Raw genomic sequence first — 22,375 nt, 5'->3', positions numbered from 1 at the left:
CGATTTGTTACCATGTCGGCATTCGAATCCGCCACCCTTGCCCACCATGCCCAAAAACAAGCGCCCCGTTCCCCGCAAATCCGCCACGTCCCCCGGCGAGGATGATGATGTGCAAGCACAGGCACTGGCTGACATGGCGCTGCTGCTGGCCGAGCGCGAGCACGCCGACGAGGAAGAAGACGCCGCCGCACTGCACCTGAAGGAAGACGAATTCGCCAAGCTGCTGCGCAACGCCTTGCGCAAAAAAAATGACGAGGTGTTGTACGGCGCCGTGGAGCGCGCGCGCGACGCCGACGTCGGCGCCTACCAGTACCTGCGCAGCCGCATTGAAGAAGCGAGCGCCACGCTCTTGCTGCACAAGGAAGGCGCGCCGGCCATGGAAATCAATGCCTTTGCGGTGCCGCTGTTCGTGCACAGCACGGGCGGCCTGAAGGAGGGGGAAGGTTTCCAGGACGGCGACGCGTTCGACGCGCTGGTAGCCAGCTTCAAGCAGGCGGGGCTGGAAAGCCCGGACGCGCGCGTGGTCATGATCAGCCACGCCTACGATGCCGACGAGGCCGACCGCATCACCTACAGCCACCTGAACGAGATGGCGCGCGACGCGGCCGCAAGTATGACCGAGAAGAAACTGGTGGCGCGCCCGGCCCTTGAACGCAGCATGTCGGGCTGGTCGCCGACCAGCTTTGGCGATGGCGACAAGGCGGTCGAGCTGCGCTTTTTGCTCGGTTTTGCGCTGAAGCGGGCCGACGATCCTTTTTACCAGGCGCCCGATGAGGAAGCGGCGGCCGACGCGTTTTTCGACGCCCGCATGGCGCGTTACCGGGCCTGGACCGAACAGGCCGCGCCGCTGGTGCGGCGCGTGCTCGCTGCCGACCCGGACAGCCTTGCCGTGCATTTCCTGTACCAGGACTTGTTTTTTGGCGCCCGCGAACAAGGGATGGATGAACTGGCGATGCTGCGCATGATGGCCGAGCTGGGCGCGGCGCTGGCGCAGCAGGCCGGTCCCGCGCGCGCTATCGTGGGGCCGGCCGACGTGGACGACGCGATGGTGTTGCGGGTATGCCTGATCGGCGAGGGCGGCGTGCTGCTGGCGACGTCGGACAAGGCGCTCGACCTGGCGGCCGACTTGCAGGACGAGGTCGATGATGTGTGCGACGCGCTGGGCACGCTGGGGGTGCAGGAAGTGTCGGTGGCGATGAAATTCGACAAGGATGGCAAGGCGCGCGATGAGCGGGCGTACGTCGGCGGCAGCGCCGAAGGTACCGTGGACAGCAACTAAGTAGACAGGCGCTTGCCGGGTAGCGCTGCGATGCCCGGCGGCCCGAGCAGAGGGTAGACAGGCGCTTGCGGCGTAGCGCTGTTATGACCGGGGGCCCGAGCCGAGGGTAGGTCGGAAAAGGGCAACGCCCGCATTCCGACAAGCGCCGCCGACAGCGCCCCTTGATTGGCAAGCTACAAAAGACGCGCTTTCCCAGCCAGCACCCTCAAACGCCGTCTCCCTTGCCTGCGACGGGCGCTCACGCAACCCATCTCACGGCGTCCCCGACTTCGCCAACAACGCCCACGCCACCGAGATCACCACCATGCCCGTCAGCGTCACGCACGCGCTGGTAAAAAACCACGCCGACAGCATACTGCCCCGGGTCGCATGTTCAAACAGGCACCCCAGCGCAAAACCGGCCAGCGTCAAGAACGACCAGCGCCGCAAGTAAGTCGGCAGGTAACGGCTCATGGTGCGGTTGTGCTGCCCGGCCGCATTGCGTTCGTACAAATTGCGCGCGGCGTTCAGGTCGCGAAACATCCAGTCAAAGAACAGGAAGCGGTACCACAGCGTCAGGAACGGCAACTGCGCGCCGGGGGCGTCGTCGGGTTGGTCGCAACGTGGCATCGGTCAGCTCCGCGTGGGTGGCAAACATGGCAAAAGGTTCGGTCCAACTATACCGAACCCGGCAACATTACGCCGCGCTTGACGTCACATCGCCAGCGGTCGGGGTTTTCCGATGCAGTATCCTTGCGCAAAATCGACGCCGATGGTGCGCAGGCTGACGAGAATTGCCGGGTTGCTGACGTACTCGGCGATTGTCTTGCGGCCCATCATGTGGCTGATGTCGTTGGTAAAACGCACCATTTCAAAGTCGACCTTGCTCGACGCCATACTCTGAATGAAGGAACGATCGATCTTGATGAACTCCACCGGCAACTGTTTGAGGTAGGAAAACGAGGTCATGCCGGTGCCGAAATCATCTAGCGAAAAACGGCAGCCGCGCGCCGACAGCGCTTCAATGAAGGCGATGGTTTTTTGCATGTTGGCAATGGCGCCGTTCTCGGTGATTTCAAAGCAGAGTTTGTCCGCCGGTACCGGCGAGGCGTCGATCAGGTCGGCGGCAAACTTGTGGAAGCTGGGGTGGCCCAGGGAACGGCGCGACAGGTTGATGCTGCACATGTCGAGCTGGTCGGTGTGTTCCGGGCGCGCCGCCAGCCACTGCAAGGTGCGTTCGAGTACCCAGCGGTCGATCTTGAGGATCACGTCGTAGCGCTCGGCGGCCGGCAAAAAGCTGCCCGGACCGACGGGCCCGGCGCGGCCATTGCGCAAGCGCAGCAGGATTTCATAGTGCTTCATGCCTTTGCCGTCATCGTCCAGCGCCATGATGGGCTGGTGGTAGAGTTGCAGCTGCTCGTTCTGGAACGCGTGCGTCAGGCGCGTGACCCAGTGCATGTCGCTGCGCCGCTGCGCGAAGTCCAGATCGCCGTGATAGTGGGTGTAGACGCGGTTGCGGCCGCGCTCCTTGGCACTGTAGCAGGCGTGGTCGGCCCGGCGCAGCGCATCCTCGACGCAGGCGGTGCCGCTGTCGATGGGCGTGAGCCCGATCGACACGCCAAGCTGGAACAGCTGGCCCCTGCAGACGTAGCGGAAGTTGCGCGTCACCTCGAGGATTTTGTGCGCCACGCGCAGCGCTTCGTCAATGTCGCAGTGCTCGACAATGAGGGCGAATTCGTCGCCGCCGATGCGCGCCAGCGTGTCGCGTTCGCGCACGTGCTCGCAGTACATGCCGGCCAGCTGCTTGAACAGCTCGTCTCCGGCCAAATGGCCGCAGGTATCGTTGACAATCTTGAACTGGTCGAGGTCCTTGTACAACAGCGCCGCATTGCCGCCACCGGGATGGCGCGCGCGTTCCAGCGAGCGCGCCAGGCGCGTTTCGAATTCGCGCCGGTTGACCAAACCGGTGAGGGCGTCGTGACTGGCTTCAAAGCCGAGCCGGCGCATCAAGCGTTTTGATTCGGTGACGTCGTGGAAAATGAACACGGCGCCAAGCAGCGTGCCGTCAGACAAGGTCACCGGCGCAACCGCGCTCTCGACCGAATAGCGCTGTCCCTCGCGGCTGACCATGGTCAGGTGCGGCAGGCCGGCGATCACGTACCGCTCGCCAAGGCAGCGCTTCAGGGCCTCGACGATCAGGTCGGCGCCGCCCGCTTCCTCGAATTGCAGCACCTGGCAAAAGGTGCTGGCGCGCGCCTCGTCGTCGGCCACGCCCGTCATGCGCGCGGCGGCCGGGTTGACCGAGGTGATATGGCCGCTGCGGTTTGTGGTGATGACGCCGTCGGTAATGGCGGCCAGGGTGACGAGTGCGCGTTCCTTTTCGCTGGCAGCGCTCAGCTCGGCAAGCTTGAGGTTGCTGACATCATGAATGACGGCCACGGCAATGCGCGCCACGCCGTCGCTGTCGGTGATGGAAGCCGTGGTGACGGCAAAATGCAGGCGCGTTCCGTCGCCGCGTTCGTAGAGCAGTTCTTCGGTCGAGGTGGCCTCATGGTTCAACAAGGTGCGCGCCAACGGCAGGTTTTCGGGCGCGATGCGCTCGCCATGGGCGTCGATGAAATTGTAGTGGTCGTAATCGCGGTAACTGCCGACGTCGTCGACGCTGCGTCCAAGCAAGATTGCGGCGGCGTGATTTTGGTAGGTCAGCTTGCCGGAGGGCGCTTCGGCCAGCACCACCCCGGAGGGCAGCTGCTCAAGGATGTTGGCAAAGCGGGCGCGCTCCTTGGTCAGCTGGGCCAGCAGTTTTTCTTTTTCCAGCTCGGCCGCCTTGAGGCTGTCGATGGCCACGCAGGCACCCATTGCGCAGGCCGGAATACTGACAATTGCCTGGCCTGCAGGCCGGCGTCTCGCGTGACTGCCCGGATGGGGAATCAAACTCCTTCCAAGCGGCAGTGACATTCACATTGAAATTGACATTGACATTGACATTGAGAGTGTTTGGCCTGAGGGCTTGCCGCATTTCCATTGCTGGGCTATTCCTTTTGGTAGATCAGGCCAAACAGCAGCAGGATGACCGCGATCAGCGCGGCCGCGAGGCGCCAAGGCGGCAGGTACACATCGGGAATGATCGCCTTGTCGAGGGTGAGCGGGATATTGTTGACCGTCATGGCGGCAAAACACAGGCCGCTCCAGAACAACAGGCGGTGGCCGGTGCGCCGGTAGCTGGCCAGCAGCAGCCAAGCGCAGGCAAGCGAGGTCAGCGTGCATAGAAGGACAATGTGACGGGCATCAGGTGTCCTTTCGCCATTTGAAGGCGTCGGCAAATTGTTGCGCCTTGCGATCGAGGCTGGCGCGGATAAGGTGGGTGATCTCGACCAGCTGGCGGGCGTACAGTTCGGCCAGGGCATCGACGGTATGGCGCAGGCCCTCGAACGTGGGCTGATATCAGTAGCAGTAGCTGCCAGCCTGGCTGCAAGCGGCGTGGCTGGAACCAGGGTGGCTGGAACCAGGGTGGTCGGGAAAAGTTTGGCCGGAGCTAGCTTGGTTGGAGGAATTTTCTCCCGGAATAGGGTAGCCGGAAGAAGCTTCGCCGGAAGTGGTATGGCCGAGGGATGCTTGGCCGGGAGATGCCTGGCCGGAAATCGTGTGGCCCGAAGACGCTTGACCGGATGTAGTATCGCTGGAGGTCGTGTGGCCGGAAAAAGCTTGGTTGTTAAAACCTTGTACCGAATAGGCATGGCCGGATGCAGCATGGCCGGTAGAATCCTCGCTGGTACCTTCTTGGCTAAAACCAGCTTGGCCGGAAGTAACTTGACCCCAAGACGTGTCGCTGAACGCGCCGTTGGAGGACCGGTGCGCGGCGATCATGCCGCTGCCGCACAGAACGGCCATCAGCGCGTGCGCGGTTTTCGTGCTGATGTACGAGTCAACCGGCCAGCCCCGCATCGCTCCACAACTCGGCCTCGGTCGCGCGTAGCAGCAGCAAGGCTTCCAGGTGCGGCACGGACCGGATGCTGGTCAGTACGAAGCGGCGTATGTCTGCGGGAATCGGTGGCGGCGCCATGACAGGAACTTCCGGTTGCAAGGCAAGGGGGAGCCATTTCATGCGATTCCAAAATGCAATGCCATCTCCTATCGTGCGCGCCTTCAGCGTTCAAGGACGTAGGTGCCAGGGGCCGGGCACAGGCCGCGAGCGACCGGCCGCGCCGGTACGTCAGGCCTGGGCGCCACGCGTTCGAACCAGCGCAGCCATTCTTCCCACCACGACCCGTCATGCTCCTGCGCCGTCTCGATCCAGCGGTCGGGGTCGGTGTAGCAGCCGCCGCGCTGTTGCAGCGCGGTATAGTAATGGCGCCCCTTGTGCCCCGGTTCGCTGACGATGCCGGCGTTGTGCCCGCCGCTGGTGAGTACGAACTGCACTTCGGACGACGGCATCAGGTGAATTTTGTGCACCGACCGCCATGGCGAAACATGGTCGGTCATGGTGGCCACCGCGAAAATCGGCAGGCGGATATCGGACAGCGCCGCCGGACGTCCGTTGACATGGTAGCGGCCCGAGAACAGGTCATTGTTGAGGAACAGCTTGCGCAGGTAGTCGCTGTGCATGCGGTAGGGCATGCGCGTGGCGTCGGCGTTCCATGCCATCAGATCGGTCATGGGCGCGCGCCGCCCCAGCAAATACTGGTTGACCGCCAGCGACCATACCAGGTCGTTGCTGCGCAGCAGGCGGAAAGCGCCGGCCATCTGCCGGTTGTCGAGGTAACCCTGCTGCCACATCAAGTCTTCAAGCCAGGCGATCTGGCTTTCGTCGATGAACAGCATCAACTCGCCCGCTTCGCTGAAGTCGACCTGGGCCGCCAGCAGCGTCATGGACTTGAACAGGCCGCTCTTGTCACAGCCCATGGCGGCGGTGGCGATCGCGAGCAGCGTTCCGCCCAGGCAGTAGCCAACCGCGTTGATGGCCTGATCGGGCACGATGGCGTGCACCTGATCCACGGCCGCCATGACGCCGTCGCGCAGGTAGTCTTCCATGCCCACGTCGCGGTCTGCTGCGGTCGGGTTGTGCCAGGAAATCATGAATACGGTGTGTCCGCGCCCAACCAGATAGCGCACCAGGGAATTGTGCGCAGACAAGTCGAGGATGTAGTACTTCATGATCCAGGCTGGCACGATCAGCAAAGGCTCTGCGCGCACGGTGTCGGTGGCGGGCGCATATTGGATCAGCTCGATCAGGCGATTGCGGAACACGACTCGACCGGGCGTGGCCGCAACTTCGATCCCGGGGCGGTAGGCCTCGGACCCGGCTGGTGCAGCGTTGCTGAGCCGGCGCTGGTTGTCTTCGGCCAAGTTGATTGCGCCGCGCACGAAATTGGCGCCCCCTTCGGCCAGCGCCGCGGCCGAGACGTCCGGATTGGTGGCGATGAAATTGACCGGCGAGAACAGGTCAAGCAGCTGGCGGGCCGAGAATGAGACCACTTGTTCGTGATGCCGCGTGACACCGTCGATGCCGGTGGTAGCGTTGTACCACCACTGCTGATTAAGCAGGAAGGCTTGCTGCATCAGGTTGTACGGCCACTGCTGCCATGCGGGACCGCGAAAGCGCCGGTCCTGCGGCAGCGGCTCGATGACCGGCTCAGTGTCGCCCAACGCGGCGCAGGCGGCGTAGCCGAGCCAGCGTAAATCCTTGTTGATCGCCTTTTCGACCAGCAAGCCCCACTTGCCGGGTGACTGTGCCAAGTGCATGCCCCAGTCAAGCCAGGCGAGCGCGAGGCTGGTGGGCGAAATGCCCTGCGTGAACTGGCCCATCATGGCGTGCAGCATGCGGTCAATATTGGTGGGCGGCTCGGGCGGCTCATGGTAGAGCACGGCAAAGTCAGTTCGCTTTTGCAAGTCTTTCCTGCGGTCCTGCCCGACGTGTTGGGACATGGCGCGGCTCCTGCTGTCAGTGAAACGCCAGCTTCTTACGCGTGTCAAATTGGGGCTTGATCGGCGTCAAACGTGTGCCGCTGGTGTGGGGTTTGGCTTACTGTAGATTGCTGGTGTAGCGGCGATTTCAAAGGAGCTTTTTGAATGGCAACGAACCCTCCAACGCAGGCAAACGACGGCACCGTTGCGCAGCCGTTCGTGCTGCCAATTGCGCGCGAAGAAGTACAGGTCTCCGTGCGCCAAATCGACACCGGCCGTGGCGTGCGCATTCACAAGACAGTAAGCGAACAGGATCACCGCATCGACCAGTCCCTGCTGCGCGACGTTGTCAGCGTCAGGCGAGTTCCGGTCGACAAAATAGTGTCCCTCTCTGAAGCGCCAGCGGCGCGTCAGGACGGCGACACATGGATTGTGCCCATTCTCGAGGAAGTCCTGGTAGTGGAAAAACGTTTGCGCATCAAGGAAGAGGTTCACATCACGCGCACCGCGCATGCAGAACCTTTTTCCGACACCGTCGTCTTGCGCTCGGAGCATGTCTCCATCGAACGATTCGACGAAGGCCCTGAACCCGAAGTCAATTCTACAAACGGAGGTACACATCATGCAACACACACTGATCGCCGTCTTTGATAACCGCAGCGATGCACAAACGGCGCTGGAAGATCTGGTCGCGTCCGGCTTTTCCCGCAGCGTCGCGCGCCTGTCCGAAGGCGACCCCACCGGCCAGACCAGCCTGGAAAGCGGGTCCGCACATGGCAGCTCCGCCAGCGCCGGCGCGGCGACCAAGGACAACTCCATCGGCGCGAGCATCAAGAATTTTTTTGGCGACATTTTTGGCGCAGACCGCAGCACCGACGCCCAAATGTACTCCGATGCCGTCAACCGTGGCCACTACGTGCTCACGCTGACGGCCGACAGCGAACCTGAAGTGGAGCGCGCGGCCGACATTGTGGAGCGCTACGGCCCGGTTGACATCGACGAGCATGCGCAGCAATGGGGGGCGGGCGCCACCGGCGGCCAGGACAGCATGCGCATGGGCGCCGGCGCCATGCAGCAAGCGTCGGGCATGGCGCAGCAGGCCAGCGCGCAGTCAGGCATGCAGTCGGGAATGCAGTCAGACATGCAGGCAGGCCAGCGGCCGCTGCAGGGTTCCGGCATACAAGGTACGCAATACCAGGATTCCCAGCAGCGCGCCGCCGACACCACTGCCATTCCCGTGATCCAGGAAGAACTCAAGGTGGGCAAGCGCGAGGTGCAGCGTGGCGGTGTGCGCGTCTATCAACGCGTGGTGGAAACGCCAGTGAACGAAACGGTCGGCCTGCGTGAAGAGCATGTCAATGTCGAGCGGCACGCAGTGGACCGTCCGGTCAGTGCGGCCGATGTCAATGCATTCCAGGAAACGACAATCGAACTGCGCGAGTCGGCCGAGGAAGCGGTTGTTGAAAAAACCGCGCGCGTCGTCGAGGAGGTCGTAGTCGGCAAGGAAGTGTCGCAACGCCAGCAAAATATCAGCGATACCGTACGCCGTACCGAGGTCGAAATCGAGCAGCTCACGCCGCACGACGACGCCTATTTCCGGGGCCACTGGAACAGCATGTATGCCCGGTCTGGCGGCGCCTATGAAAATTATGCCCCCGCTTACAGCTATGGCAGCTCGATGGCCAATAACGAGAAGTACCGCGGCCGCCCATGGAACGATGTCGAAGGTTCCTTGCGCAGCGACTGGGAAACCCGCAATCCTGGCTCCACGTGGGAAAACATGAAGGCGGCGGTACGGCACGGGTGGGAACGCATTACGTCATAAGGGCGCAGTGCCAAGGGAGAGGGCAAGCGTACTGGCGTCAGAAGGCGCCAGTACGCTTGCCGGCGGCATTTGGTAGCGGCGCGACGCTAGAGGATGAATAATTGTAAATATTACACAAATGGCAATGTCTCATGGTAGGATGAGATCTTTTCTTTTCAACACATTTCCAAAGACCAATGCTCAAACTGGCTTTCGTGCACACACTTTCCATCGTCGTCGCTGCTATCGGCACGGCCGTTTTGAGCGTGAGCAGTGCCAGAGCTGCCTCGCCAGAGCTTACCCTGTCCGCGGACCAGTCTCACGGCGAGTCGCTGCCTCGCAAGCGCCATATTGGCGACGTATCGTATCCCACGATGTGGCGAATGCAACAGCGCGTCGCTGCCCTGCTACCCAAGAATGCGACCTTGATTGCACCTGTTCTTCGCCTGTCGCTCAAAGGCATGGGGCAATTTGACCGGACTGAATTTCAGCCCGAATCCTGGGCCGTGGCAATTGTTGGCAAGACAGTTGATGAACGCGTGCCCATGCGCCGTGGGGGCTACTTCGCGGTGCCGGCGCTGCCGCAGGCGCAGGTCCGCAGTGAAGATGCAATCGTCATGTTCAATGCCCGTGAGCGCAAAAGCTGGTTCGACGTGGGCTGGGATGTGCGGGTGCCGTCGGGTGGCACGCTTGCCTATACCCAATTTGGTCAAGCGCTGGCTGAACTGAAACGGGCACAGGATGACATGCCATGGTGGGACATCATGGCAATTCCTGAAAAAAATGCCAGGTTTGATGCCCTTCGCGCGTGTTTTACCACTGACAAGGGAAATATTCTGATCGCCGGGGAGCCTGCCGGGAAGAAACTGAGTCCCCATTGCTCGCTGCTGACGTTCGACCCGCAACGCTTGAACGGCGATCCGGCCATCGCCTTTGTCGGCGGCCTCGATTTTGTTACGCTCGACAATGCGGCCAACTACACGGTGGACACGGGCGACGCCTTGTAAGCCGGCATACGGCGCCGACCTGATGCAGAGAAACCTCCATCGCCGCAGGAGCCGACGTAAAACTGTCTGCGTCGGTTCGTGGATGTCCACGCGCAAGGGTGTTGCAGAAGGGGAGCCGTGCAGCAGCGTTACATCGTTCCCGCACACGAGGATTTTGCAAGCCGTCCCAGGGCCATTGGCCATCCAAAAAATGTGCCGCTTGGGAACGCGAAAAGCATACCTGCATCGCCTTTGCGCCCGGGGCGCTGCGAGAACGCTGTAGTGCAGGTTTGCGGGTGGCGGACCTTCGCGATTTTGCTCACCAGTGAATCGCAAAACGTTTTGCCGCACTTTCGGTCGCCAGGACGATGTCCCGCCGCCGTGTGATTGCTGGTCACGCGGGTGAGCTGAAAAGCAGGCTACACGGCTTCGGTCGCGGGCAGGCTGATCCGGTTGCGGCCCATGTGTTTGGCGCGGTACAGGGCGGCGTCGGCGGTGGCCACCAATTGGCTCGGATCGGTGTCGGTGGCGGCAAAGGCCGTGGCCGCGCCTATGCTCACCGTGACATGCTTGCTGCCGCTGCCGTGCGGCACTTGCAGTTGCTCGATGCGGCAGCGGATCCTTTCAGCGACAATTGCCGCGCCCTTGAGCGCCTGGTTGGGCAAGATCACCGCAAATTCTTCGCCGCCATACCGGGCCACCAGGTCATTGGCGCGCATCTCGTGGGCGACGGCGCCGGCGATGCGCTTCAGGCATTCATCACCACCCAGATGGCCATTGGCATCGTTGAACGCCTTGAAGTTGTCCACATCAACCATCAACAGCGACAGCGGCTGGTGTTGGCGCATGGCGCGTGCCCATTCGGCGCGCAGCGTATCGTCGAAGCAGCGGCGATTGGCAAGTCCGGTCAGGCCGTCGCGCGTGGCGAGTTGCTCGAGCGCATTTTGGGCCGCTTTTTCTTCCGTCATGTCGCGCAGCGTTTGCACCACGGCCGCCAGTTCGCCGTCGTCGTTGAAAATAGGACTGGCGTCGGCCGCTAAGTAGCGCCGTTTTCCGCAGCGCGGCATGTCGCACCAGCTTTCAGCGCACAGGGCGCTGCCGGTGAGCGGATCGCGGCTGGAGTGGGGATACAAATGGACAATTTCATCGGTGCGGTTCTGGATCAGCAGGTCGGCCAGCGTGGGCTGCGGCGAATCGTAAAAGCTGCGCCAGTGGTCGTGCGTGCCGAGCATTTCACGAGCGGGCACGCCGGTCAACTTTTCACAGGCGCGGTTCCAGATGATGACGCGGCAATCAGCGTCCAGGACAAACGTGGGCACAGCGAGCATTTCCATTAGTTTATTGGCAAATGCACGCTCCTGGTCCGGCGCGTGGTAGCTGCTGTGTAGGCGCTGGGCCCGCGGTGAACTGGTCATGTGCCATCCCTGGTAAATACTTCCTGCGGGAAAATAATTGACTCCCGACAAGTCATTCTCCTACAGTGGAGACCGGTTCTTTTGATCTAGAACAAGCGAGCGTTCATTCACCTTCACAGCACGGCAAAAGCCTGTGGTACAGGAAACGACAAGCGCAACAAGGTGCCGACCCCCGGTTCGCTTTCAATGGCAAAGCGCCCGCCGATCGCGGCGGCACGGTCGCGTATGCCAGGCAAACCACTGCCTTGGCCCTTCACGCCGGGTGTCATGCCGACGCCATTATCTTGCACCGTCAACGTCAACACGCCGCCGCAACGTTGCAGTTCGACACTGACGTCGGTCGCGTGCGCATGCCTTGCCACGTTTGACAATGATTCCTGCAAGATGCGAAACACCATGGCGTCGCGTTTCTGGTCGGCAGGATAGTGATAAACGCCCGGTTCGGCCCGCAATGCGTGGCGGATGCCGTGCATGCGCGAAAACTCCTTAAGCTGACACTCAATAGCGCTGCCCAGCCCATTTTCAAGGGCGACTGGCCGCAAGTCGTTGATCACCGCGCGCAGCGACTGTATCGTCAGGTCCAGGTTGCCCATCATGCAATCGACTTTTTGGGTAATCATCGGATGGGCGCCCGTGGTGCTTACATGCAGCAAAGATAAATCGATCTTCAGCGTCAGCAGGTTCTGACCCAGGTCGTCGTGGATATCGCGCCCGATGCGCTGGCGCTCGGTTTCGCGCACTGTTTCCTGCTGGCGGGCAAGTTGGCACAGGGTGTCGTGGCTCGCGGCCAGCGAACGCTCGGCCGTCAGGCGCGCGTGGCGCTCGACGGCAAGTTGCGCTTCGTGGTCCGCCAGCAAGTCGTCCAGGCGCAAGTGGCGCTTGAGCAGCGCATAAAAGCCCCATCCCAACAGCAACATCCAGACAATCGCGGCGAGCAAGGCGGGCAGGGTAGTCATGTCAATCTCCGGTTTTCCGACGATGTCCAGCAATCTCCGATAAAGTTACATTAGGGAATCTTTACGTAATTGTCCGAAATCAACTGAGTTTCATGGTGGCATCAACTCAGATCAAGCCGGGTTTTTCCAGTACCACGCCGCGCCTTGCTATAATAGAGGGTTGACGATTAAGGTTATCCACGTGACTTACAGCATCAAAGAGATTTTCTACACCTTGCAGGGCGAGGGCGCGCACGCCGGCCGGCCGGCCGTGTTCTGCCGATTTTCCGGCTGCAACCTCTGGAGTGGACGCGAAAGCGACCGCGCCACGGCTGTCTGCAGCTTTTGCGATACCGATTTCGTCGGCACTGATGGCGAGCTGGGCGGCAAATTTGGCGCAGCCGCCGAGTTGGCCGCGCGCATCGACAGCCTGTGGCCGGCCGCTTATCCGCAGACCAAGTATGTCGTGTTCACCGGCGGCGAACCGCTGCTGCAGCTCGACGCTGCGCTGATCGACGCCATGCACGCTGCCGGCTTCATGATCGCCATCGAAACCAACGGCACGCTGCCGGTGCCGCCGGGCGTGGACTGGATCTGCGTCAGCCCCAAGATGGGTGCGACGCTGGTGGTGGCCAGGGGAAGCGAAATCAAGGTTGTCATCCCGCAGGCGCAGCAGGATTTGCGTGCCTACGAACAGCTCGACTTCGAGCATTTTTTCGTGCAGCCGATGGACGGCCCGCTGGCCGAGTACAACACCGGCCTGGCGATCGAGACCTGCAAGCGCAATCCGCGATGGAAATTGAGCCTGCAAACCCATAAACTTTTACACATACCTTAAACGCCCAAGTCCTTATGCTCACGATCACACGCAAGCTCGAATTCGATGCAGGTCACCGCATTCCCGACCATAAAAGCCAGTGCCGCAACCTGCACGGGCACCGCTACACGCTCGAAATCACGCTGACGGGCGCCGTCATCCAGGCCGAAGGCAATTCCGACAATGGCATGATCATGGATTTTTCGGACATCAAGGCGCTGGCCAAGGAACACCTGGTCGACCTTTGGGACCACGCCTTTCTGGTCTACGACAAAGACGACAAGGTGCGCGACTTTCTCGCGTCGCTGCCCGGCCACAAGACGGTCGTCATCGACCGCATCCCGACGGTGGAAAACCTGGCGCAGATCGCCTTTGACATCTTGAGAGCGGCCTACACCGACCGTTTCGGCACCGGCCTGCACCTGCACAAGCTGGTGCTGCACGAAACCCCCAACTGCTGGGCCGAGATCACCGATGCCTGATGCGCCCTTCATGCTGCTGGCGCTCGAGCAGGCGCAACATGCGTGGAGCCTGGGCGAAGTGCCGGTGGGGGCGGTCGTGGTGAAAGATGGCGCGGTCATCGCCACCGGCTTTAACCGGCCGATCGGCAGCCACGACCCGACCGCGCATGCCGAGGTCAATGCCTTGCGCGCGGCCGCAGAAAAACTGGGCAACTACCGGCTGCCCGGGTGCGCGCTGTACGTCACGCTCGAACCGTGTTTGATGTGCGCCGGCGCGATGATGCATGCGCGCCTGGCGCGTGTCGTTTACGCAGCGAGCGACCCCAAGACGGGCGTGTGCGGCTCGGTGCTTAACCTGTTCGAGCAGCAGCAGCTCAATCACCACACGCAGGTGACCGGCGGCGTCATGGCAGTGGAGGCGGGCGCTATGCTCAAGGCGTTTTTCGCCGAACGGCGCAGTGCCGCGCGCCGTCCCAAAAATGGTATGCTCGTAGTGGACCCATCGGACCCATCGGAACCATCGGACCAATCGGAGCTATAAGGGCGCGGGCGGTTCAAGCCCAAAGCGCGACGACAGGAGATCAGCTTGCCTCGTACTAAACTGGTAAACAAAGAAAAGAGCGACACCGCGCCAGGCATCGTTCGCCTCGCGCTCGAAATGCGCGCGCCCTGGGAACTAGGCTTTGCGCTGGCATCGCTGCCGTTTCTGCGCGGCGCGCCCAAGGGCGACGGCCATCCGGTGCTGGTGTTTCCGGGCCTGGCGGCGGGCGACCTCACCACCGTCGTCATCCGCCGCTTTCTGAACGACCTGGGCTACCCGGCCTACGCGTGGGAACAGGGCCTCAATTTCGGTCCGCGTCCGGGCGTGCTTGAGGCGTGCATCGAACAGATCGGCCAGCTGCACGAGGCGCATGGCCGCCCGGTCAGCCTGGTCGGCTGGAGCCTGGGCGGCGTGTACGCGCGCGAACTGGCCAAGATGATGCCCGACCACGTACGCCAGGTCATCACGCTCGGCTCGCCCTTCACGGGCAGCCACAAGGCGACCAACGCGTGGCGCGTGTACCAACTGGTGTCGGGCGAAAAGGAAGTCGACGAGGCGCGCTTTGCCGCGCTCAAGGAAACGCCGCGCGTGCCCACCACCTCGATCTACAGCCGCACCGACGGCGTGGTGGCCTGGCAGTGCAGCGTGGAGCAGGAAACGGCCACCTCCGAAAACATCGAGGTCCACGCCAGCCACGTAGGCATGGGCATGAACCCGACCGCGTTGTATGCGATCGCGGACCGGCTCTCGCAGGTCGAAGGCGACTGGAAGCGCTTTGACCATACCGTTCACACGGGCCTGAAAAAGCTGTTGTTCCAGGACCCGAACCGCTCCTCGTGGCCGAATCCTTTTTTCGGTTTCTATTAGGCTCCGGCACGCGCTTATCAAAGGAAGTCAAGCATGAAACACCTGAGCGCCCTGGATGCCACCTTCCTTCACCTTGAGACGCTTGACATGCCCATGCACGTGGGCGCGCTCCACCTGCTCGATCTGCCCGCTGGCCTGAAAGGCGAGTACATCGACGCGCTCAAGCGCCATATTCACAAGCGCATGCACCTGGCTGCGGTGTTTGGCAAAAAACTCGCCTTCATGCCGCTCGATATCGCCAACCCGGTGTGGGTTGACGCTGGCGACGTCGACCTCGATTATCACATCGGCCAGGTCAGCCTGCCGGCGCCGGGCACCCAGCTCCAGCTCGAAACGTGCGTGGCGCGCTTGCATGCCGGCCTGCTCGATCGCAGCCGGCCGCTGTGGGAGTTCTATCTGATTGGGGGCCTCAAGTCAGGCCAGGTAGCCTTGTATGTCAAGATCCACCATGCGGCGCTGGACGGGCAGGGCGCAGGCGTGCTGGCCCAGGCGCTGCTGGACGTGACGGCCGCGCCGCGCCGCGTCCGTGCGCCGCCCCCGCGCGAGGGCGCCCCGCACCAAGTGTCGGCGCCGGGCATGCTCAAGGCCGCCCTGCGCGACACGTATGACCAATGCGCGAAGCTGGTGCGCGGCGTTCCGACGGGCGTACGCGCCGCCGCCGGCATGCTCGCGCCCGGGGCCGACGGCAAGCGCCGCCTGGGCTGGCCCGCCAGGCTGGCGCTCGCGCCGCGCACGCCTTTTAATGTCAGCATTACCAGCCGGCGCGCGTATGCGACCGTGGCGCTCGACCTGAAACAGGCGCTGGCGCTGGGCAAAACCTATGGTGGAACGCTCAACGACGTAGTGCTGTGCATCGTCAGCGGCGCGCTGCGGCGCTACCTGGACCAGCACGGCGCCTTGCCCGATGAGCCGTTGGTGGCGGCAGTGCCGGTCAGCCTGCGCGCGGAGGGCGACACGCAGATGAACAACCAGGTCAGCATGATGCTCATGAAACTGGCCACCGACCAGGCCGACCCGGTGCTGCGCATGCACGCCATCGTCAAGGCGTCGGCTCAGATGAAAAAGACAGTGGCCGGCGTCAAGTCGGTGCTGCCGATTGATTGTCCCAGCCTGGGCCTGCCGTGGCTGTTGAGCGTCCTGGTGTCCCTGTACGCGCGCGCGCGCCTGGCCGACGCGCTGCCGCCGGTGGCCAACGTCATCGTTTCCAATGTGCCGGGGCCGCGCGTTGCCATGTACCTGGCCGGCGCCCGGGTGACCAGCAATTTTCCGCTCTCCATCGTCACCCACGGCCTGGCGTTGAACGTCACGGTGCAAAGCTACGACGGCGCCCTCAATGTCGGCATGCTCGCATGCCGCCGCGCGCTGCCCGATATCGGCCTGTTCGCCGCCTGCATGGCGCATTCGCACCAGGAACTGCTGGCCGCAGGCGAACCTGGCGCGCCAAAAAAACGCGCCACGGCCAGCAAGACGGCGCCGCGCAAGGCGCGTGTCGCCAAGGCGGCCTGATGCCTTATACGCGCGTCAACGGGGTTCGCATCGCTTACCAAACCTCGGGCGACCCGGCCGGGCCACCCCTGCTGCTGATCATGGGCCTTGGGATGCAGTTGACCGGCTGGCCGGAAGACTTTGTCGAAGGCTTGACGGAGCAGGGCTTTTACGTGATCCGTTTTGATAACCGGGACATCGGCCTGTCCGACAAATTCGAGCATGCGGGCACGCCCAATGTGCCGCTCGCCATGCTCAAGATGCTGGTGCGCTGGCCGCTCAAGGGCGCCTATACGCTGGCCGACATGGCGCGCGACGCGGTGGGCGTGCTCGACGCGCTGGGCGTGGCCAAGGCGCACGTGGTGGGCGCCTCGATGGGCGGCATGATCGCGCAGGTGCTGGCCGCCGCGCACCCGGCGCGCGTGCTCACGCTCACGTCCATCATGTCGAGCAGCGGGCGGCGCGGCTTGCCGGGACCCACCCGCGCCGCGCGCGCCATCCTGTTCCAGCGCCCCAAGGCCGCGGGCGACTTTGACAGCCTGGTCGCGCATGGGGCGAACGTTTTTCGCGTCATCGGCAGCCCGGCCTACCCGACCCCGGAGAAGGTGCTGCGCGCACGCGTGGGCGCGCAGATCAGGCGCAATGTCTGTCCCGGCGGCGTGCTGCGCCAGATGCTGGCCATCGCCGCTTCAGGTGACCGCAGCGCGCTGCTTCACAGCATTTGCGCGCCCACGCTCGTGATCCACGGCGCGGCCGATCCGTTGGTGCCGCTGGCCTGCGGCGCCGACACCGCGCGCCAGATTGCGCACGCGCGCCTGGAAGTCATCGAAGGCATGGGCCATGACCTGCCGTCGCAACTGACCGAGCGCCTGGTGTGCTTGATCGACGCCCACGCCCACGGTAAGATGGATCCCGACACCCCAGCGCAGCGTTTGGAAAAACAATGAACACGCAAAAAATCGGCATTGCCATCGTCGCCCCGGGCGGCTACACCTTCGACGACGCGGCGCTCGCGCGCGGCATCGCGGCGCTGGAAGCGCACGGCCACACGGTCCACAATTATTTTGACAGCGCCCAGGTGTTCCAGCGCTTCGGCGGCACCGACGAGGCGCGCCTGGCGCAGCTGAACGCGGCGGTGGACGATCCGCTGGTCGACGTGGTCATGGCGCTGCGCGGCCAGTACGGCATGACGCGCCTGCTGCCCCAGATCGATTTTGCGCGCATGGCGGCCAGCGGCAAGATCTTTGTCGGCCACAGCGACTTTACCGCCTTTCACATGGCGCTACTGGCGCAAACCGGCGCGCTAAGCTATGCGGGTCCGATGTTCCTGACCGACTTTGCCGCGCGCGAGCCGGAGGAGTTCACCATCAACGACTTTTTCCAGTGCCTCACCAGCAGCACGCACCGCGTCAGCCAGGCCGTCGGCGGCAATCCCACGCTCAATGTGCGCGGCACCCTCTGGGGCGGCAACCTGGCGATGATCAATTCGCTGCTTGGCACGCCGTATTTTCCGCAGGTCGACGATGGCATCCTGTTCGTCGAAGACGTCAACGAGCATCCGTACCGGGTCGAGCGCATGCTGTTGCAGTTGATGCAAAGCGGCGTGCTGGCGCGCCAGAAGGCGCTTCTGCTGGGCGATTTTTCGGCCTACAAGATCACGGCGGCCGACAACGGCTACGATTTTTCCGCCATGCTGGCCTACCTGCGCAAGACGCTGCCTTGCCCGGTGCTGACCGGCCTGCAGTTCGGCCACTGCGCAAAACGCGTTACCATCCCGTTCGGCGCCCGGGCCGACCTGTGGTCCGACGCGGTGCACGTCGAGCTTGCCATCAGCGCTTACCCCAACCTGGCCGATGCCTGAGGCGCCGCTGGCGACAGAATACTACCGCGCGACCTCGCCCGGTATCGGCTACCCGGCGCTTGAGGGCACGATTGACGCCGCCGTGTGTGTCATCGGCGGTGGTTTCGCCGGTCTGTCGACGGCGCTCGCGCTGGCCGAGCGGGGCGCCAGCGATATCGTCGTGCTCGAAGCGCACAGCGTGGGCCATGGCGCCTCGGGGCGCAATGGCGACTTTGTGTTCGGCGGTTTTTCGCTGGGCGAGCGGTCGATAATTGATACAGTTGGCGAGGAAAATGCCAAAAAACTGTATCACATGACGCTCGCCGCGGTGGAGCGCATCCGCAGCCGCATTCACCAGTACGGCATCGAGTGCGAACTGCGGGAGGAGGGCGTGTACCTCGCCAACTGGTTCGACGACGAGCGCATCCTCGAGCATCAAGCGCGCTTCATGGCCGACAAGCTGGGCGTGCAGTGGCAGCGCGTCAGTCGCGCGCAGCTGGCGGAAAAAATCGCATCGGAGCGCTATTTCGGCGCGCTGTTCGAGCCCGACGCCTTTCATTTTCATCCGCTGAAATATGCGCAGGGCTTGGCGCGCGTGCTGGTCGCAAAAGGCGTGCGCGTTTTTGAAGGGAGCAAGGTCGCGCAGATCGCCGCCGACGGCGCCCTCTGGCGCATCGCTACCGCCGGCGGCCAGGTGTGCGCGCGCGACGTTGTCGTTTGCTGCGGCGGCTACATCGACAAACTGTATCCGCGCCTGGGCGGCGCCGTGCTGCCGATCGCCACCTACGTGATGGTCACCGAGCCGCTCGGCGATCGCTTGCAGGGAGCCATGCGTACGGGCGCCGCCGTCTACGACACGCGCTTCGCCTTCGACTATTACCGGCCGCTGGCCGACACCCGCTTGCTGTGGGGCGGACGCATTTCAATCCTGGAGCGCAGCAGCGCCGCCGTCGCGCGCCTGCTGTACGGCGACATGCTCAAGGTCTATCCGCAACTGGCCGGCGCCAGGGTCGACTACGCGTGGAGCGGCATGATGAGCTACGCACGCCACAAGATGCCGCAACTGGGGCGCCTGCCCGACGGCATCTGGTACGGCATGGGTTTTGGCGGCCACGGCGTGGCGCCTACCACGCTGGCCGGGGAAGTGCTGGCGGCGGCCATCATGGGGGGAGGAGCGGGCGCGGGCGCAGACGAGGAGCTGGCGCGCTTTACCCACTGGGGCTTGCCATCGACTGGCGGGCCGGCCGGCCTGTTGGCGGCGCAACTGGCGTACTGGTATTATGAATTGCGCGACTGGATGCGGCAGTAGGCCGGCAAGGCAGCAATCTTGTCGATAGCGCCACGGCGCAGACGCGCGCACAACACTTTTCACGAGCAAACAGCGTCCGGTACCGACGCAGCTTGACGCCGCCTGTCGCGCACAGGAATATCGCAGTTCCCCCGTTCGTGCGCCTACCTGAAGGACTTCCAGTGACCCTGCTCCGCGATCTCTCGATTCAAAAAAAATTAATGCTCAGTATGGCCGCGTGTTTGCTGTTGTTCGTGGCCATTTCGTCCACGCTCAGCATCGTGATGACGGGCAAAGGCATCCGCGAGCGGGTTGTGACCCAGGAATTGCCTGCGGTAGTGGGGGAAATTCGCAACGATATCCTGCGCCAGATCGCCCTGCCGCTGGCAACGTCCCAGGCGGTCGCCAACAACAGCTATCTGCACGCGTGGGAAGCGGAAGACCTGGCCGATACTGGCCTTGAAGCCTGGAAGAAATACGCCGCCACCATCAAAACCAGGAACAAGGCGGCCACGGTGTTTTGGGTCTCGGAGTCGAGCGGCAAGTACATGAACGAGGCCGGCCTGAACCGCACGCTGGCCCGGGATGCCGCCAGCGACCAATGGTTCTACGGCTTTTTGGCCGGCGGCAAGCCGTACACGCTGGAACTCGACAAGGATGTCGGCTCGAATGAATTCATGCTGTTTATTAACGTGCGCGCCGAAGCGGGACCGGGCAAGTTCGGCGTGGCGGGCCTTGGCCTGTCGGTCACGTCCATGGCGGAAACCATTCGCGCCTACAAGATTGGCCAGTCCGGCTTTGTGTCGCTGGTGCGCGCCAATGGCGGCGTGCTGGTGCACCGCGATGCTGCGCTGGCCGACGGTAAGCATTTCCTGAAGGATTTGCCGGGCTTTAATGCCGCGCTGAGCGCGCAGTTGCTCTCCGGCGCCAGCTTCACGCATACGCAATATGAAGCGCCGGGCGGCACCAACATCGTCGCCTCGTCCTACGTGCCGGAACTGAAAATGTATGTGATCGCTGAAGTGCCCGACGCAGAAGTGATGGGCAATGTGATCCGCTCGGCCACGATTTAGGCACTAGTGGCCGGCTTGATTGGCGGCAGCATCGGCTTGTTGATCATTTACCTGATCAGCCGCGCCATTGCTGCGCCAGTTGCCCGCGCCGCCAACATGCTGAGCGACATTGCCAGCGGCAATGGCGATTTGTCGCGCCGCATGCCGGTTGAGACTGGCGACGAGGTGGGTGCACTGGCCGACGCTTTCAACCGCTTTGTTTCTTCCCTTAACACGACGATAAGCGAAGTGCGCGGCAGCACGCAGACCATTGCGGCTGCGTCGAGCCAGATCGCGGCGGGCAATATGGACTTGTCAGGTCGCACCGAAGCCCAAGCTTCCAGCCTGGAACAAACCGCCGCCGCCATGGAAGAGCTGACCTCAACCGTCAAGCAAAATGCGGAAAACGCCAGCCAGGCCAACCAGCTGGTGGTGTCCGCATCCACCTATGCAACCAAGGGCGGGCAAGTAGTGGGACAAGTGGTCAGCACGATGGGTTCCATCACCGACAGTTCGCGCAAGATCGTCGACATCATCGGCGTCATTGACGCGATTGCTTTCCAGACCAACATCCTGGCCTTGAACGCCGCCGTCGAAGCGGCCCGGGCGGGCGAGCAGGGACGCGGCTTTGCCGTCGTGGCGGCCGAAGTACGTAACCTGGCGCAGCGCTCGGCCAGCGCGGCAAAGGAAATCAAGGGCTTGATCGACGATTCGGTCAGCAAGGTCGATGCCGGCAGCAAACTGGTCGATGAAGCGGGCTCGACGATGAACCAGATTGTGACCTCGGTCAGGCAGGTGGCCGACCTGATGAGCGAGATCGCCGCCGCCAGCCACGAACAAAGCCAGGGCATCGGTCAGATCAACCAGTCGATCACGTCGATGGATGACGCCACGCAGCAAAATGCGGCGCTGGTGGAGGAGGCGGCAGCGGCCGCCAAGTCGCTGCAGGACCAGGCGGCCAGGCTGGCGCAGATTGTCAGCGTGTTCAAGCTGGACGAGTCGCAGACGGCACCACCTGCGCCTAGGCAGGTCGTGCATGCCAGTGTTGCCGCGCCAAGAGCGAGACTGGCGCCGCGCAAGATCGAGGTGAAGCCGTCCGCCAAGGCAGCTGCCGCCGATGAGTGGGAGGAGTTCTGACGCAAGCAGTACAATCATACTTTCACTTTCGACAAGCCCTGCCATGCCCATATATATCGCCCTGTTACGCGCCGTGAACGTTGGCGGCACCGGCAAGCTGCCGATGACCGAGTTGACCAGCATGTGCGCGAAGGCGGGCTTTGCCAAGATCAAGACCTATATTGCCAGCGGCAATGTGGCGTTTGACAGCGGCGCGTCCGAGGCGCAGGTCAAGGCGGCGCTGGAAAAGGCCTTGCTCGCCTATGCCGGCAGGCCGGTTTTGGTGCTGGTGCGTAGCGCAGAAGAAATGGCTGCCGTGCTGGCCGCCAACCCTTTCCCCAAGGCACCACCACACCGTACCGTGGCCATTTTCATGGACCGGGCGCCGGCACCCGATACGGCCGACAAAGTGTCGGGCCAAAAGTCGGAAGAGCTTGCCTTGGGCAAGCGCGAAGTCTACGTCCATTACGGCGATGGCATGGCCGACTCCAAACTGAAGGTGCCCGGCGCCGAGGTGGGTACGGCGCGCAACATGAACACCGTGGCAAAATTGGTGGCCATGGCCGCCGCTGCCGCCACGCCGTAGACTTTTTGCGCCCCTTCCGC

20 protein-coding genes and 1 pseudogene are annotated in these 22,375 nt (G+C 63.0%); 14 read left to right on the top strand and 7 right to left on the bottom strand.

Annotated features, from left to right (window positions below; genetic code table 11):
* The first annotated feature begins 46 nt into the window (after positions 1-46).
* The gene (locus ACP7D4_RS03565; RefSeq protein ID WP_426207804.1) at positions 47-1,279 is read left to right on the top strand and encodes a hypothetical protein; all 1,233 of its coding nucleotides are present in this window, start codon (positions 47-49) and stop codon (positions 1,277-1,279) included.
* Between the two features lie 252 nt (positions 1,280-1,531).
* On the opposite strand, the gene ACP7D4_RS03560 is transcribed toward ACP7D4_RS03565, so the two are convergent.
* The 5 genes from ACP7D4_RS03560 to ACP7D4_RS03540 all read right to left on the bottom strand — a co-directional run bounded on the left by ACP7D4_RS03560 (position 1,532) and on the right by ACP7D4_RS03540 (position 7,183).
* On the bottom strand, positions 1,532-1,888 hold the full coding sequence (locus tag ACP7D4_RS03560) for a hypothetical protein (RefSeq protein ID WP_426106189.1): 357 nt from the start codon (positions 1,886-1,888) through the stop codon (positions 1,532-1,534).
* Between the two features lie 84 nt (positions 1,889-1,972).
* Entirely contained in the window at positions 1,973-4,117 is a 2,145-nt protein-coding gene (locus tag ACP7D4_RS03555) for an EAL domain-containing protein (protein WP_426207803.1), read from the bottom strand.
* A 173-nt stretch (positions 4,118-4,290) separates the two neighbouring features.
* Entirely contained in the window at positions 4,291-4,581 is a 291-nt protein-coding gene (locus ACP7D4_RS03550) for a DUF5985 family protein (RefSeq protein WP_426106186.1), read from the bottom strand.
* 602 nt (positions 4,582-5,183) lie between these two features.
* On the bottom strand, positions 5,184-5,363 hold the full coding sequence (locus ACP7D4_RS03545) for a hypothetical protein (RefSeq protein WP_426207802.1): 180 nt from the start codon (positions 5,361-5,363) through the stop codon (positions 5,184-5,186).
* A gap of 41 nt (positions 5,364-5,404) precedes the next feature.
* A complete protein-coding gene (locus ACP7D4_RS03540; RefSeq protein WP_426207801.1) occupies positions 5,405-7,183 on the bottom strand; it encodes a PHA/PHB synthase family protein in 1,779 nt (592 codons plus the stop codon).
* A gap of 144 nt (positions 7,184-7,327) precedes the next feature.
* Between ACP7D4_RS03540 and ACP7D4_RS03535 the strand changes: the two genes are divergently transcribed.
* From ACP7D4_RS03535 to ACP7D4_RS03525, 3 genes are all read left to right on the top strand, one after another.
* Positions 7,328-7,813 (top strand): YsnF/AvaK domain-containing protein, encoded by a 486-nt coding sequence (locus ACP7D4_RS03535; protein WP_426207800.1) that lies wholly within the window; start codon positions 7,328-7,330, stop codon positions 7,811-7,813.
* Positions 7,785-8,987, top strand: coding sequence for a YsnF/AvaK domain-containing protein (locus ACP7D4_RS03530; protein WP_426207799.1), 1,203 nt, complete (start codon positions 7,785-7,787; stop codon positions 8,985-8,987). The genes ACP7D4_RS03535 and ACP7D4_RS03530 overlap by 29 nt, the downstream gene beginning before the upstream one ends.
* 176 nt (positions 8,988-9,163) lie before the next feature.
* Positions 9,164-9,973 carry a hypothetical protein gene (locus tag ACP7D4_RS03525; protein WP_426207798.1) on the top strand — a complete coding sequence of 270 codons (810 nt, stop codon included), beginning with the start codon at positions 9,164-9,166 and terminating at the stop codon, positions 9,971-9,973.
* A 398-nt stretch (positions 9,974-10,371) separates the two neighbouring features.
* Here ACP7D4_RS03525 and ACP7D4_RS03520 read toward each other — a convergent pair whose 3' ends face one another.
* Entirely contained in the window at positions 10,372-11,367 is a 996-nt protein-coding gene (locus ACP7D4_RS03520; RefSeq protein WP_426207797.1) for a sensor domain-containing diguanylate cyclase, read from the bottom strand.
* 113 nt (positions 11,368-11,480) lie between these two features.
* Positions 11,481-12,323 carry a sensor histidine kinase gene (locus ACP7D4_RS03515; RefSeq protein WP_426207796.1) on the bottom strand — a complete coding sequence of 281 codons (843 nt, stop codon included), beginning with the start codon at positions 12,321-12,323 and terminating at the stop codon, positions 11,481-11,483.
* Positions 12,324-12,504: 181 nt separating this feature from the next.
* Here ACP7D4_RS03515 and queE point away from each other — a divergent pair, with 181 nt between their 5' ends.
* The 10 genes and pseudogenes from queE (at position 12,505) to ACP7D4_RS03465 (ending at position 22,355) form a co-directional block, all read left to right on the top strand.
* Positions 12,505-13,140 (top strand): 7-carboxy-7-deazaguanine synthase, encoded by a 636-nt coding sequence (queE, locus tag ACP7D4_RS03510; RefSeq protein WP_426106173.1) that lies wholly within the window; start codon positions 12,505-12,507, stop codon positions 13,138-13,140.
* 14 nt (positions 13,141-13,154) lie between these two features.
* Positions 13,155-13,601: a 6-carboxytetrahydropterin synthase QueD gene (gene queD, locus ACP7D4_RS03505; RefSeq protein WP_426106171.1), complete on the top strand. Its 447-nt coding sequence runs from the start codon at positions 13,155-13,157 to the stop codon at positions 13,599-13,601.
* Positions 13,594-14,121 (top strand): tRNA adenosine(34) deaminase TadA, encoded by a 528-nt coding sequence (tadA, locus tag ACP7D4_RS03500; protein WP_426207795.1) that lies wholly within the window; start codon positions 13,594-13,596, stop codon positions 14,119-14,121. Before queD ends, tadA begins: the two co-directional genes overlap by 8 nt.
* Positions 14,122-14,166: 45 nt before the next feature.
* Positions 14,167-14,988: an esterase/lipase family protein gene (locus ACP7D4_RS03495; protein WP_426106168.1), complete on the top strand. Its 822-nt coding sequence runs from the start codon at positions 14,167-14,169 to the stop codon at positions 14,986-14,988.
* A 33-nt stretch (positions 14,989-15,021) separates the two neighbouring features.
* Positions 15,022-16,494, top strand: coding sequence for a WS/DGAT/MGAT family O-acyltransferase (locus ACP7D4_RS03490; RefSeq protein ID WP_426207794.1), 1,473 nt, complete (start codon positions 15,022-15,024; stop codon positions 16,492-16,494).
* Positions 16,494-17,420 (top strand): alpha/beta fold hydrolase, encoded by a 927-nt coding sequence (locus ACP7D4_RS03485; protein WP_426207793.1) that lies wholly within the window; start codon positions 16,494-16,496, stop codon positions 17,418-17,420. The genes ACP7D4_RS03490 and ACP7D4_RS03485 overlap by 1 nt, the downstream gene beginning before the upstream one ends.
* Positions 17,417-18,334: a muramoyltetrapeptide carboxypeptidase gene (gene ldcA / locus ACP7D4_RS03480; RefSeq protein WP_426207792.1), complete on the top strand. Its 918-nt coding sequence runs from the start codon at positions 17,417-17,419 to the stop codon at positions 18,332-18,334. Before ACP7D4_RS03485 ends, ldcA begins: the two co-directional genes overlap by 4 nt.
* On the top strand, positions 18,327-19,622 hold the full coding sequence (locus ACP7D4_RS03475) for an NAD(P)/FAD-dependent oxidoreductase (RefSeq protein WP_426207791.1): 1,296 nt from the start codon (positions 18,327-18,329) through the stop codon (positions 19,620-19,622). The genes ldcA and ACP7D4_RS03475 overlap by 8 nt, the downstream gene beginning before the upstream one ends.
* Positions 19,623-19,783: 161 nt before the next feature.
* A pseudogene (locus ACP7D4_RS03470) lies at positions 19,784-21,790 on the top strand (methyl-accepting chemotaxis protein).
* 43 nt (positions 21,791-21,833) lie between these two features.
* On the top strand, positions 21,834-22,355 hold the full coding sequence (locus tag ACP7D4_RS03465; RefSeq protein WP_426207790.1) for a DUF1697 domain-containing protein: 522 nt from the start codon (positions 21,834-21,836) through the stop codon (positions 22,353-22,355).
* Positions 22,356-22,375: the final 20 nt, after the last annotated feature.

Origin of the sequence: Massilia sp. TWP1-3-3, from assembly GCF_049897805.1 — a bacterium.
In the GTDB taxonomy this organism is placed as follows: domain Bacteria; phylum Pseudomonadota; class Gammaproteobacteria; order Burkholderiales; family Burkholderiaceae_D; genus Telluria_A.
Note: the sequence above shows the minus strand (reverse complement) of the source record. Positions and strands in the feature narration are given on the sequence as shown.